This window comes from Blastocatellia bacterium, from assembly GCA_035573895.1.
Taxonomy (GTDB): domain Bacteria; phylum Acidobacteriota; class Blastocatellia; order HR10; family HR10; genus DATLZR01.
In genome coordinates, this window is record DATLZR010000013.1 from 26978 (window position 1) to 39901 (window position 12924).

The following is a 12924-nucleotide window of genomic DNA, read 5'->3' on the forward strand; positions in this document are numbered from 1 at the left end:
CTACCTCCTTTAACCATCCTATCCCTGCGTTGAGCTGAAAAAGCCATATCCTGCCGCTGTCTTGCTGCCAATGCCTAAGTTGCTTAGCGCCGTTCTCAACCATGCCTCAGCGGTTTGGCGTAGATGGCTGTCCCGAGACGCCAAGGCAAAGGCAAAGGGCGTGCGTTCGACAGTAAGGAAATACACGGGCACAGGGCTTAGGTAATCTGCAGGCGGAGTCGGCCTGCCCGTTTTATCTACCCTTTGCTGGTAATAGTCAGCATAGTGTGGATTCATGACGTCGAGTTTCATACGCGGCGCTTGCGCCGGGTAAGCGTCGAAGAAGATAACTTTACCTTGCCGCTTGGTTGTGCCGAAAACCGCATAGAAGTCACCCGCCAACGCATGCCATTGGTCGAGGTTAAGTGATTGCACAGCCGCTACGTCGCGGCACAATTCGTCCCCCTGCAATTGCTCCAACGTTTCTGTCTGCTCCTTCACCGAACCTTCAGACAACAACTGGTTAAGCAATTGCAACGGCGTTTTGCGCTTCGCCTTCCCACGCCATTCTGCCTCATCGTCCGAAACGGAAGGCACGCCTAACTTTTCGGCAATCTCCCAAAATGCTTGTGCTCGTGTCACCCCCTTTACCGCGCTGGCAGGAATGAAAGGTACGCCGTAGATGCGGTGCAGGGTGATGTTGGTCTCTAACACATGCCCTGACCCTAAACCGATAACGACACGCCACTCCGGTTCTGCTGTGAACTGCACCACATCGGGCTCATACGACTTAAGCATCGCTTCCCAGCGACGGCTGCACGCGGTGAGGAGCTGATTTAGTCGTTGGAGGTTGAGCGGTGCGGCTTCACGCCTTTTAGACTGTTGACTCTGTTCCCACTGATTGCCCCGCCGTTCGTACAGAATAAAACGGTCAAGCCACAGGCCCAGGTTCTGGCATTTGCCGCCGTGTGTACGCACGATAGTCGTAGTGTCATTTGGCAGTGGAAATACGGCTACCGGTTGCGAAGGCTCTGGACGTCTGCGTCCCATTGGTTGTCGTGGTCTATCTTGGCGCATGGCTCATCATTCTCCTAACTCTGCTTCCGCAAACCGCTTCAGCCAATTGATGAAGGCTAAAGCCTCGGCAGTGGCGCGGCGGTAAGCATTACTGTCGTTATTCATCACCCACTGCAACAAGGGCTGGCTGCTGGTTGGGTCCACTTGGGGTCTGACCCAATTAGACAGGTGCTCATAGAGCAACGCGTGTTCGTCAAGGGGATTGCCTTTCGTCTTGGCATTGAGGAACGCCAACGACTGTCCTAACCCGTTGGTCAGGATATAGGACGGCATCTTTTGGACAAGACTTTTGTATTTACTGCCAAACTCCTTGCCCTTCTTTTTCACTTCCTCAACACATCTCCACGCTTGTGCCGCTCGCTCTTGGTCTTTGGTTTGCTGAAGACTTGGCATGATGGTCACCTCCCATCACAGCTTAATGAATTCGTCTACCGTCAATCCCGCCTGGCGGATAATCGCCAGGGCCGCCACGCTATCAGGTTTGAGGGCGGGCAATCGGCCCACGCAACGTTTCCCACCTTAACTTCAACAACCTCAAATTCTGCTGCTTCATAGTTAGCAGGCAGCGGTTCGCCGTGCTTGCGAAGGCTGGCGATGTAGCCACTGATGGCATCTTTGATCATCGCCAGCGCTTCTTCCTTTGTTTCCCCTTGCGTCACGCAACCAGGGAGAGCCGGAGCCGAAACGATGTAACCACCCTCTTCGGCTGGTTCCAGATAAACAAGGAAACGAGCCATCACATTCACCTCCCATCAAGGTTCTATTCGCAATTTAACAAGCCCTCTCCCCACCGTTTCATCACCACCCAACTGGACGCGATTCAGTCTCAAGTTTTTTAAAAAATCCAGTACTTCCTGCGCCGTGCCTTGCCATCCTTGTGGCAGTTTGCTCTTGTCTACGCGCGGCTTGGTGGCAAACAGCGGGGCGTAAAGCAACGTGTCAGTCGGCAGATGCTCCTCGCTCCACAGTGCACCTTCCGCCACTGTTTTTGTTTCATTCTCCAAACGAATACGGTTGACGACTTCGGTGGAGAACTGCGTGAAGTCGCGGAAGGCGTTTTCCGGCAGGATAACGAGACTCTTTGGTAATTTCTTCCGCCAATAGTCATATTCGCTATCCGTCGGCAAAGCGTTGCTTGCCAGCCATTCCGCGATGGCTTTCACCTGCTGGTCTTCCTCCGCATCAAATGCGAACTCCTCCAGCACCACCTTGCCGTCGGCAGTGACATCGTTGCCAGGGGCCACAAGTGCTGTCTTCTCTGCTTCCTTCGGATCATGGGACTTATCTTCGGGTCCTATCGCTTGCCAGTTGAATGGTAGTCCGATTGTTTTCGCATCCCGGCAGAAACGAGCAAGAGCATCTTTGGAAGTTGTCCACGCAAACACGCCGATCAGCGAGCGCACGGGAAAGAGCAGCAAGCGAGCATCACCAGGGGAGAACGCGCCTGCGTGTTCGGAGGCTCGTTGGGTGTCCGGTCCGAAGACAATTTCAACTTTCTTTGTCCACTCTTGGTCACTGGTTTTGTTCGGATGGTCACTCGCTTCCGCCCGCAGTTTGCCCTTAATGCCCGAGGCTTGCACCATCGGATAGTTGGTCACCCGCTCCCGCTGAACGGGCAGGTCCACGACACCAAGGGATGTGCCACTGCCGGCATGAAGCGGCGTCTCGACGTAAAGGTAGAGCATCGCTTTCGCTTCAAACATAATCCCACCTCCCGATGAAAACTTGACCAAATCCAATTTGACTGAACCGTGCCTGTCCATCGTCATCTGTGATGACTTCAGGTACGGTCACCTCACCATCGCTCTCAAACAAGAACACACTGCCAGCAGGCACGAAACGGCGCATGGGTTTGTGTCGGTTTCGTGCCAGGTCAAAACCACCGATCGCTTGCGCGCGCGGTACAGCAGCAGCTACAAGTCGCACAGTGCCACCTGTGATAAATCGTCCCCAGTCATCAGGCTGCCAGCCAGTAGCAAAGTAGGCAGGTGTTGCAAAGTAAAGTTTGAATTTGCCTTGCACTACGCCGCCTGCCGTAAGGGGCGGTACCTCATCCACTTTCCGATACACAGCCGCCTTTGAATCACCACCAAGTTGTAGGAGCCCCTCATCGCTTAATTGCACGCCGTTCACATCCAACCATAATCCTACGCCATGTTGAAGTCGCACGAACTCCACTTGAAACAAATGCCCACCTGCGCCGCCTCGATGCGGACGCTTAAACTGGCTATCAATGCCGACATGAAAGCGCGATTCGCGGTCGAACAACTCATGCTCTGGGGTTACGCTGAACGGTTCCCCATTTAGGTAGTGCTGCAATTCGATTTCGCTCAACCAACCACTTGGGGCTTCGATGCGGGCTATCGTCCGATGCCAGAGCAAACCAAGCGAGTTCGCACCGACCGTCGGATTGCTCTCGAATGAGGACTCTGCTGCGAACAAGGGGGCAAGTGCGATAGGATGCGGACATCCTGCTAACACTACGTCAGAGGGGAGGGAGAAGTAACGCATAACCCGTCCATTCTCCTGCCGAGCTATGAACGGACCCCGCAGGCGCAACTGCCCGTAGTCATCGGCATAGCCAATTCCCGGCACAGACACAGCACCCGAGGCGTAGGCAGTATAGGACACTCCTTTGTCTGCTAGCACTCTTGAGCGGATCGCCCCTTGCATTGTGAGCGGCGTGGGCGGGAACAAGCTCAGAGCACGATGATCCTCACCAGCAACAAACGGGCGCCCATCGCGGAACAAGAGCACATCACTTGGCTCAATGAAAATACGCATCACTCACCACCTCCTCCCTGTGCTAAGAAGCGCAACAGCAATAACCATTTTGCCAGTTCGATCAGACCCGGTTGTGGCTCACTAGGTGATGGGTCGGCACTTGGGCAGTGAATGTCCAGCGCACGCGCTAAGTGCGCCAGTTGTGGCGCGAGCTCTTTTGCTTGTCGTTCGCCTTGCTGAGGGTTGAGCGCGCTTCCACGATGCCGTTTGAGTAAGCGGCGTAACTCGGCTTCGTAGGCGGCAGGCACAGCAGCTAGCGTGCGGGCTTCGTCAAAAACGGCATGCGCGAACTTCATCGAGATCCGTTTGTCGGCAAACCGCTGCTGAAGATCAGTAAGCAAATCCACCGTGTCGCGGGTGTTACTTGGGGGTGTATTAGAATAGAACCACTGTGCTCCGGCACGTATTTCTTCCCCTGACCGCTTGAGAAAATGGATGCAAATGGCATTGCGCCCATAGTCTTTTTTCGCAGACTCCTCGGCGCGGCGCACTGCGGCCAGTGCGGCGTCAAGAGGTGACAGGTGATGCGCGATGGTGATGCCAATGGATGCGGTCGCGTTCGGCCCCATCGTCATCAAAGGCCTGCTGTTGAACGTCACAAAGCCACTGACCCTCACATCCCGGAAACGAACCTGTATATTGAGCCTGGCGTCAATATTCACTTCCCCACTAAACGACGCTCGCAGTTCGCGTGCAGCGGGAAGTACTTGATCCACTGGGATCAACGCCAGCACGTCATCACCGCCCGTATACACTACCCGTCCGCAGTAACGCTGTTCTATCACCAAGGGGACCAAATACAGCGCGAAATTCGCAAGCGCGCTGCTCATGGCAGCGTGCAGCGCAGGGCTTAGCACTCGCTTGGCGTCAAGCACCGCGTTCCAACCGGGATAGTTGGAGCGTAAGTCGTTCACCACGGCCGGGTGAAGCGCCTGCTCAAATAACGGTGCTTTGTCCCCGCTCAGCCACTTGCCCATCTCATCGGCGTCAAGCATCAGGACGGCGAAGTATTTGGCTGGACGAGGGATGCCCGCTTCCTCAGCGGCTTTTAACAGTCTCCTAAGCGAACCCTGCGCAGCAGCGACATCAGATTCGGTGACATCAAGATCATAATCGGCCTTGAGGCGCTCGCGAGTGAATGTCTCTTCAAAGAGCACATCGCCATCGTACTTCAGAAACTTGTCAGCAAGGGCTTTCGCTTGCGGAGACACGTTGGACAACTGAAGGCACATATTACGAAGTTTTGGAATCGCGCCTTCAGCAACTGTTGGCTCGAATCTCAACCGCTGTAGTATTTGGAGATGGTCCTGTAATGTTTGAGCTAGCCTCTGACCATGCTGTGGATCGCTCAGCTCGCTCAGCACTCCTTCCTTGAAGGAAGCGACAGCCACTTCGCTGGTGGACGGGAAACCGCCCCGTAAGCCGAGTTCCTTCTCAAAGAACCCACGTTGCACCAGCCGCTTGACCGTACAAACACCGCACAACCGCTCCCGCCCACCAGGCTTGATGGTGACAACCTCGCCGGGCACCCGACGCACTTGATTGGCAACATGCGCCCAGTGGTCGCGTGCTGATTGAACCTGGCTGCGTAGTGCGGAGCGGGTGCCGCAAAGCGTGCATTTTTCGCCCAGTTCCTCGATGGGCGCGAAGTCGCGCAAGCCTTTCCGCGCTTCAAAGCCACGCTGTACCAAGTCGTGCAAACGGCTGTAAACGGTGCCGATGTTGACCATCTGTGGCGCGGTAGCGCAGAAGACGTCATAGATGCGCTGAAACTCCCACTCCGATGGCGGACGGAGCAGGCGGCGAATCTCATCCAAGGCAGCATCCGCTTCACCCTTTGACTGCTTGAAGGACGAGACATCCGGCCAGCGATGAATAGTCCAATAAATCTCGGGCATTTGCTGCTTATGCGCATTGTACATTTCCTGCCAGGTTGCGTCTGTCGTCACCTGCGCTGTCGTCCGTAGCCACGCCGCGACCTCATCAGCTAGCGTATTCCAGGCGATGCGGACCTGCTCGGCTACGCGCTCTGCCACGGATTTCGCTTCAGCAGCAGGCAGTAGCGCGACGAACTTGTTAGGCAGCGTCGCCCGCGTCAGACCGCCAGGATGCGGTGACACCGACAAACCATGCTGCTTTGCCAGCCAGTGGTCAACGAGCGGCTGCCCGCGTAGGCTTGGATACAGCACGGCATCGGGACCAAACTCATCGGCGATGACATTGATACCGCACCATGTGAGGTAGGACAGGATATAACTGCCCATCCACAAGTCCTGCGTCCGCCGCGCCGTGCGGATAAAATCTTGTACGGGACCGACAGAACACACCATCAGCGCCGCGCGCGGCAGGGCGACCGCCAATGCCGCTGTGATGCTTAAATGATCCCACAGTGTATGATCCACAACGCGCGTGTCGGCTGGGACAAGGTGCCACTCCTCTGCCAAACCGTTTATGGCATTGTGATGCGCGAGTGCATCAGCCAGGTTTCGCCAGAGCCAAAGAAACCGTTGTTGCACAGTATTGGTCGAATTCAATGCCTGTGTAAAAACATGGTTCAGAGCGTTTATGACCGTGTTGAAGCTGGCTTGGCGAACTTGATTCAGCGGTTGCTGGCGACCTGCCAGCGGATGGCAAACACAGGGCGATTGGAGAAAATCTTGAGTGCTCAAATTTATGTCTCGCGGGAAAGCCGCACGGTCCATTGCCGATGCAACCTGATCTGCCTTCTTCACAGCTTGACCTATAGGTGTCGCTTCAAACTGAGCCCGCGTGAGTTGAGTCCCTGTGGTGTTAAACAAGGCCTGAAAGTCGCTTTGACCAACTAACCGCTCTATCCGTTCAAATGCCCGTCGCTGATGCCCCTGCAATGCTAATACTTTGTCTGGCGGATCATGCAACAGAGCGATAAGTTTTAGCTTCCAATCCACGCTCACCAGTTCGTCACCTCCAGCAAAGGAATAGTTTGCCCAAGGTCATTCAGGAATGTGTCCAGGATGCCCAAGCCCGGCGGAGTGCCACTAGCCGGTGGTCTGCCGCGCTGCCGCAGTTCCAACATCTCTCCGCTCTCCAGCAGCGCCGCTTTAAAGACAGTCATCACCACCGTATGCTGCCCATTCGTCAGCCGGACTGCGCGAACCAAAAGAGGCGAAGCGCGGCGATCGTGAGTGGCCCCTGCGAGCATTCCCTGTTGACCGCCCAGCGAACGATAGTAGAACACAATAGGGAGGCCGAAGGCGGCACGCTCGACCGATTGCAGAGTAGGGTTGCCGCCGCTCACCACATTTTTCACATTCTGGTAGTCTGGCTGTCGGCGGTTACGGAAAGTTTGGAACTTCTGCCCTACTTCGTCTAGCGCCTGCTCCCACGTGCTCCACGTCCTATTCAGCACTACGATGCGGCAGCAGTGGGGGTGCAAGACATCAAACGCCGGGTTAGCACTGACAGATGCTGCTGGGAAACCACCTGCACGGACGAGTGCCCGCAATTGTGTTAGCCCGCTCGCAAGTTCATCGCGTAGCTGCTGTGGGGAGTGGGCCCGCACCGGTAAGTCCGGCACGCCGGAGGGAAGTTGCCCCTGGATATTCACGACCTGCACACTCCCACCGCCGCGCCGCGACCGTGAGCCGATGCCGCCCAGATGTGTCAAGAGCCACAATGATGCTAGCGCCCTTTTGAGCGGCTCATCGCTTCTCACACCGGGACGGGTTTGTAAGGTCAAAGTGAACGACGTTCTGGCAGGCAGACATTGGCGATTAGTGCGTAACATTGACCAAAGGAGATAACTCACTCCGGGCTGGTTGGACTGAAAGCGTTGGGGGCGCGCTTGTCCCGAAATGCGCACGATGACGGGCGAGCCTCTCTCCGTCTCGCCGAATACGGCCGTTTCCGCCTCGCGGAGTGTCGTCAAGTTTCCATCTCCAATGACTCCACCCACCAACGCTCGCCACCAGAAACGCAGGATGCCGCGAAAGGAGGCCGGGCGCAATTCTGGATCACCTCGCGGGTCTGCACCCCCGAGGAAAATTGGAGTCACAGCTTCGACATTGAATCGCACTTGTGCCATTAGCTTTTATCCTCCTGGTATCTTAAATAATCCTTCACTCCGTTCAGCTTAAGCAGCGGGCACAAAACATGCCCATTCCGATGAATGAGAATCTACCTCCGATTTCCCGATGCAACCAACTTGATGAACCACCCGATAATTCTGAGCGGCAGCATCACGACGAACTTCAATACATCGTGGACGAGGTTTCCCACTACACCTGCCCAGACATCCCGGGAAAGGATGAGCCTGAGAAGAGCCAAAAGACATGATGACGAGGACTATGAGCATGAACGAGTTTGCCGCAATCTGCTCCTCGGTGCTGGAGATGATACCAAAGAACATTGGCCCACGAGGTACCCAGATGAGAAAACCACCGATCCACTTCGGCCTCACCAAGCTGATGGTGATCCCCAAAGCGATGAGAACGAACAGGGTCAGTTCCAATCCCGACATAAAGTTCCGCTCAAACGCAGGCAAGGATGCCAGTACCAAGTCGCTTTTAACAGGCAGACTGTCCGTCTATCTAAACAAACGCCTCGCGCTGTCCATCGCACCAAAGTGGCAGCCGAACCACTTGATCCAACTGCCCGGCTTCCGGGTGAGCGTCTAAGAGCCCATACGAAAACCCCTCATCAAGGCGTGATGACGAGACGATATCAGAACGCAGGCCAAATGAATCATCGCTCCATAATGCGCCAACTCCCGCTTCCATCGCACCAACACGCGACGGAACTGGTTTGCCCGGGCATGAGTTCGCTCCACCACCCGGCGAGAAGCCGGATGCTTCTTGTTCTTCTTCGTGCGGATCGCCAAGTCATCCTCGTGGCCTTGCTTCAGGTGCAAAACAAGAATCGCGCTCCAAGACGCCTTCGGCGAGATCTCATAATCGTAGCCTTTGTCTAAGCTCAGATGATGCAAGCGATAGACGACTTTTTCTTCTGGTCGCGGGACGATAAGGCCAACGACCGTCTCCACAGCGACGATTTTATCATGGGTGTTAGCGATGGTCCTCATCACCGACAAGAGTGCACCTCAGCGATCAGTCAACATACTCCGTTTGGTCCCGCATTTGCCTCGATCTACAGGACCCGGCCTTGTCCCCTCACTGCCTAGCGGGGCCTTGGTGATGACCCCATCGAGCGCCTGCCATTTCCAGGAGAACCACAGTTGCCCATCGTAATATCGCAACAACACTTTTCCAGCCTGAGCAAACACCCTCGCGTGGAACCATTAGGGTTATCCTCCGTGCACCACCGAGTCTAACGCCCGCTCCTGACGTGCAATCGCCTGCCTTGGACAGCCGGTTCGCTGCATATAGATGATTTCGTCACAGATCCGGTGAAACGGCGTCGCGCGCCGCCCCGGTCTCCCTCGGTTCTTTCTCCCATTCCCAAATCGGCGCAATTAGATCATCGGACACATGCCGTAGCGAGTCCCTGACGGTCTTGGTCGCCATATCCTCCGTTGATAAGTTAATCAAACAAAAAAGCCTAGGCCAACCGAACCTTATTGTATGGTCGGGCTTTCGTACAGATTCCTAATAATCCTGGGATGTCGCTTCAGGACGTGATCGCCCCCTTCTCGAATGAATTTGCTCATGTGCACGCGGGTTTTCGCCGAAAGCCGGTTCAGTTGCTCCTTCTGCTCAGGATTCAGGCAAATCGTGGTGATCACATTTTTGCCTGATCTGGCCATAAGGCCCTCCGACTCTCTCGTCGCTACTATATATTTTGTCCACAACGATGTCAATTGAAATTAACACCGAAAGTTGTCCCAAAAAGGAGGCGCCCTGTAATACCGGCTTGTCTTTTCAGTCGTCGCAGAGTGGATCCTTTGTCAAGAGGTGACCACCACGGGCTTAAGACTAGATTAGGACCATAGAAAACAGGACGTCGCAAAGCCTCCCAGCACCGCTTAACGCCTGCACGTTCTCTGGCTCCTCGGACGCGGATACGCCCAAACCCAAGTCGCCCACACGCTGGGGGGTTTACTTACACACCGTCCAGAGGTGGGTTGGGTGGTACGCCAGGGCGGGTTGTCCCACCTGCTCGAGCGCACGTGTGGCGGGGCAGGACGTCAAGCCAGGAATCTGACCCTGAAGCACCAGTCGGTCGTGCGGGACATGGTTTTCGGCCGCGGGGAGAAGCAAGGCAATGGATCCAGGAGCACATTGGGGGGTATTGAAAACCTGGTGCGACTATGACTTGAGAAACTCAAGCTGCGACGCAAGGTAGCTCGTCCGCAAGCGGTACGCGCCCAGGTGCGGGAGGCAAAAAAGGGCTTGGCGAGGCATCAGCGAAGGCGGGGGTTGAGGAGGGAGTAACTTTTTGCAAACGAGTGCTTGCCGTTCTTCGGCGGTCAGATGCGTTGGCAGAAGTACAAGGGGTGACGATGGTGCAGCGGGTGGAGCAGGTGTATGTGTGGCGATACTGGTGCTGGCGGTTAATGGGGGAGTTGCGATGGAGGTGGGTGGAGCGGTGGCCGGGGGAGGTGCTGGCGGTTGTGGTGTCACAATGGCGCGAGGCCGGGGGGCCGGCGCATCGTTTGAGGGCAGTGCGTGAGGTAGGTGTGCCGTTGGTGGTTTTGCTGGCATATACGCTTAAATTGAATCCGGTGGAGCGGGTGTCTTTGGGAGGTGCGTCGTTGGGTAGAGGGTGTGGTGTATGTGGGGTGGGCTATTGAGGTGAAGGTGGTGGCGGGAGTGTTGCGGGAACTGGCGTTGTCGCCTGATCGGGTGCGTTCGCTAGTGGGTTAATCCTGAAGGGTGGAGGCGGTGGAGCGGTGAGGGGAGAGAGAACACGGCGTTTGGAAAGACGATTAGTATAAACCCGACACCCGAATGGGCGTGGTGCGAGCGCCTGCCTCCGGTGGGGCTGTAGGAGCGCACGCCGGAAGGCGTGCACTCCCGGCAAGCCCCGTCCAGGGGCATCATGTCTATGACCCCGGATAGAGTTTTTTCATCAGTCGGTCTTTGACGGCTGTGGCCTGAGTGAACGCGCGGTCGGCCTTCGTCCGCACGGGATCGAAGCGGAATGTGTGCCATTCGATCCGGGCGCTCTTCAACTCGCCTCGCGCCTGGTCCAGTTGCTTCTGCTCGTCGGTCACGGTCACGCGTTGACTCTGGGCGGCTTCGATCAATCGGTCGGCCCAGATCATGACGGCGTTGGCCCGGCTGAGGGCGAGCATGACTTCTTCCGCTTGTTTGACCAGTTCGGGTCGAGGCGGCATGAGCCCATCCTGTGAGTTATGGCAGGTGGCGCAGAGAGCTGCCGCTTCCTGCGGGCTTCTCACGGTGGAGTTGGCCATCTGACGATGGCAGGTCGTGCAGGTGGGGCCGATCTCGGCGATGCCGAGTTTCAACTGGTGGGCGCTTGCGGCCAATGCGCTGCGAATCTCCGCGTGGCACCGGCCGCAGGTCTCCGGTTGGTTCCTCCCATGAGTCCGACTGGCCGGATCCGACGAAGGAAGCATTCCCGCATGAGCCTGTTTGGCCTCGGCGCGGCTGGGATCGCCGCCATGACAGGCTTCGCAACCGACGCCCTTTTCCTTGTGAACCGAAAGGTGCCAATCGTAGTAGCGTTGACTGACGACGATCGGGGCTGTGATATTTCGATGGCAGGTGACGCAGCTATTGTTCTCCAGTGCTTTTGACTCCTGGCTCGGGGTGACGAACATGGAGACCGAGCCGATAGTCATCGCGCTCGCTCCCACACAGAGAAGGGTGATCGGGATGAGGGGTTTCATAATCCGAGCCTCCTTTCGCGAGCGGCGCGAAGCAATTCCTCGCGGAACTGCGGATGGGCGATGCGAATGAGCGCCTCCGCCCGCTCGCGCAGATTCTTGCCGTGCAAATAGGCGATGCCGTACTCGGTGACGACATAATGGACATCGGCCCGCGTGGTGACCACACCGGCGCCGGGCCGCAGCACGGGAACAATGCGGGAGACGGTGCCGCCGCGCGCCGTTGACGGCAGCGCGATGATGGGTTTGCCCCCGCGCGACCGCGCCGCTCCCCGAATGAAATCTACCTGGCCGCCCACGCCGGAATAGATCATCGTCCCGATGGAATCGGCGCAGACCTGACCGGTGAGATCCACCTCGATGGCGGAATTCACCGCCACCATCTTGTCGTTCTGGGCGATGACAAATGGATCATTGGTGTAGTTGGCCGGATGGAACTCGAACAGGGGGTTGTTGTGGAGGTATTCGTAGAGGCGACGGCTGCCCAGGGCAAATGTGCAGACGACCTTGCGGGGATGGAGCGTCTTCCGCGCGCCGGTGATGATGCCGGCCTCGATGGCTTCCATGACGCCGTCGGAGATCATCTCGGTATGGATGCCGAGATCCCTTTTCCCCTGCAGCGACGCGAGCACGGCATCGGGGATACCGCCGATGCCCAGTTGCAATGTGGAGCCATCCTCGATGAGTTCGGCGATGTACTCACCGATCTTTCGCTCGACCTCGGTCATGCCCGACCGCTCCAGCTCCGGCAGGTCGCAGGAGACTTCCACGATACGGCTCACCCTGGAGACGTGGACATAGCAGTCGCCCATGGTGCGAGGCATCCGGTCGTTGACCTGAGCGATGACGGTCCGCGCGGCGGTGATGGCCGCCATCGTCATGAGGCATTCGACGCCCAGACTCAAAAAGCCGTGCTCATCGGGCGGGCTCGTCTGGATCAAGGCCACATCGAGCGGCATCTGACCCGACAGGAAGAGTTCGGGAATTTCGTGCAGAAAGATGGGAACGTAATCGGCGCGACCCTCGTTGACGGCGGCCCGATCCGCTGGCCCGACGAAGAGGGAATTGAGCCGGAAGTGTTCCTCCATGCCGGGTTGGGACAGCGGATCGTTGCCCAGCAGCAAGGCCGACGTGACCGAGATGCCGCGGAGTTCATCCCTTCGCGCAGCCAGAGCCGAGAGCAACACATAGGGCGTGGCCGCATTCCCGCTGACATAGAGACGATTGCCCGAGGTGATGACCGAGACGGCCTCCTCGGCCGTCACGCGCTTCCGTTGATAGTCGTTCCACCAATTCAT

11 protein-coding genes are annotated in these 12924 nt (G+C 57.0%); 1 reads left to right on the top strand and 10 read right to left on the bottom strand.

Going from position 1 to position 12924, the window contains the following annotated elements:
* Positions 1 to 18: 18 nt before the first annotated feature.
* The 7 genes from cmr6 to VNM72_01410 all read right to left on the bottom strand — a co-directional run bounded on the left by cmr6 (position 19) and on the right by VNM72_01410 (position 7129).
* The gene (gene cmr6, locus VNM72_01380; GenBank protein HXF04049.1) at positions 19 to 957 is read right to left on the bottom strand and encodes a type III-B CRISPR module RAMP protein Cmr6; all 939 of its coding nucleotides are present in this window, start codon (positions 955 to 957) and stop codon (positions 19 to 21) included.
* Between the two features lie 105 nt (positions 958 to 1062).
* Positions 1063 to 1449, bottom strand: coding sequence for a type III-B CRISPR module-associated protein Cmr5 (gene cmr5, locus VNM72_01385; protein HXF04050.1), 387 nt, complete (start codon positions 1447 to 1449; stop codon positions 1063 to 1065).
* 41 nt (positions 1450 to 1490) lie between these two features.
* The gene (locus tag VNM72_01390; GenBank protein ID HXF04051.1) at positions 1491 to 1793 is read right to left on the bottom strand and encodes a type II toxin-antitoxin system HicB family antitoxin; all 303 of its coding nucleotides are present in this window, start codon (positions 1791 to 1793) and stop codon (positions 1491 to 1493) included.
* 15 nt (positions 1794 to 1808) lie between these two features.
* Positions 1809 to 2759 (bottom strand): type III-B CRISPR module RAMP protein Cmr4, encoded by a 951-nt coding sequence (gene cmr4 / locus VNM72_01395; protein ID HXF04052.1) that lies wholly within the window; start codon positions 2757 to 2759, stop codon positions 1809 to 1811.
* Positions 2752 to 3840 (bottom strand): type III-B CRISPR module-associated protein Cmr3, encoded by a 1089-nt coding sequence (cmr3, locus tag VNM72_01400; protein ID HXF04053.1) that lies wholly within the window; start codon positions 3838 to 3840, stop codon positions 2752 to 2754. The genes cmr4 and cmr3 overlap by 8 nt, the downstream gene beginning before the upstream one ends.
* Positions 3840 to 6773, bottom strand: a complete 2934-nt coding sequence (cas10, locus tag VNM72_01405; GenBank protein ID HXF04054.1) for a type III-B CRISPR-associated protein Cas10/Cmr2 — start codon at positions 6771 to 6773, stop codon at positions 3840 to 3842. The genes cmr3 and cas10 overlap by 1 nt, the downstream gene beginning before the upstream one ends.
* Positions 6770 to 7129 carry a hypothetical protein gene (locus VNM72_01410; protein ID HXF04055.1) on the bottom strand — a complete coding sequence of 120 codons (360 nt, stop codon included), beginning with the start codon at positions 7127 to 7129 and terminating at the stop codon, positions 6770 to 6772. Before VNM72_01410 ends, cas10 begins: the two co-directional genes overlap by 4 nt.
* A gap of 1042 nt (positions 7130 to 8171) precedes the next feature.
* On the opposite strand from VNM72_01410, the gene VNM72_01415 reads away from it, so the two are divergent.
* Positions 8172 to 8495 (top strand): hypothetical protein, encoded by a 324-nt coding sequence (locus tag VNM72_01415; protein ID HXF04056.1) that lies wholly within the window; start codon positions 8172 to 8174, stop codon positions 8493 to 8495.
* Here the strand turns inward: VNM72_01415 and VNM72_01420 are convergent.
* From VNM72_01420 to VNM72_01430, 3 genes are all read right to left on the bottom strand, one after another.
* Positions 8492 to 8860 carry a hypothetical protein gene (locus tag VNM72_01420; protein ID HXF04057.1) on the bottom strand — a complete coding sequence of 123 codons (369 nt, stop codon included), beginning with the start codon at positions 8858 to 8860 and terminating at the stop codon, positions 8492 to 8494. The genes VNM72_01415 and VNM72_01420 overlap by 4 nt on opposite strands.
* A gap of 1959 nt (positions 8861 to 10819) precedes the next feature.
* Positions 10820 to 11629 carry a hypothetical protein gene (locus VNM72_01425; GenBank protein ID HXF04058.1) on the bottom strand — a complete coding sequence of 270 codons (810 nt, stop codon included), beginning with the start codon at positions 11627 to 11629 and terminating at the stop codon, positions 10820 to 10822.
* A complete protein-coding gene (locus VNM72_01430) occupies positions 11626 to 12924 on the bottom strand; it encodes an acetyl-CoA hydrolase/transferase C-terminal domain-containing protein (protein ID HXF04059.1) in 1299 nt (432 codons plus the stop codon). The genes VNM72_01425 and VNM72_01430 overlap by 4 nt, the downstream gene beginning before the upstream one ends.

Coding starts and splice junctions, on each gene's coding strand:
- cmr5 (HXF04050.1), bottom strand. CDS start 1,449: ATGCCAAGTCTTCAGCAAACCAAAGACCAAGAGCGAGCGGCACAAGCG.
- VNM72_01390 (HXF04051.1), bottom strand. CDS start 1,793: ATGGCTCGTTTCCTTGTTTATCTGGAACCAGCCGAAGAGGGTGGTTAC.
- cmr4 (HXF04052.1), bottom strand. CDS start 2,759: ATGTTTGAAGCGAAAGCGATGCTCTACCTTTACGTCGAGACGCCGCTT.
- cmr3 (HXF04053.1), bottom strand. CDS start 3,840: ATGCGTATTTTCATTGAGCCAAGTGATGTGCTCTTGTTCCGCGATGGG.
- VNM72_01415 (HXF04056.1), top strand. CDS start 8,172: ATGAACGAGTTTGCCGCAATCTGCTCCTCGGTGCTGGAGATGATACCA.
- VNM72_01425 (HXF04058.1), bottom strand. CDS start 11,629: ATGAAACCCCTCATCCCGATCACCCTTCTCTGTGTGGGAGCGAGCGCG.
- VNM72_01430 (HXF04059.1), bottom strand. CDS start 12,924: ATGAATTGGTGGAACGACTATCAACGGAAGCGCGTGACGGCCGAGGAG.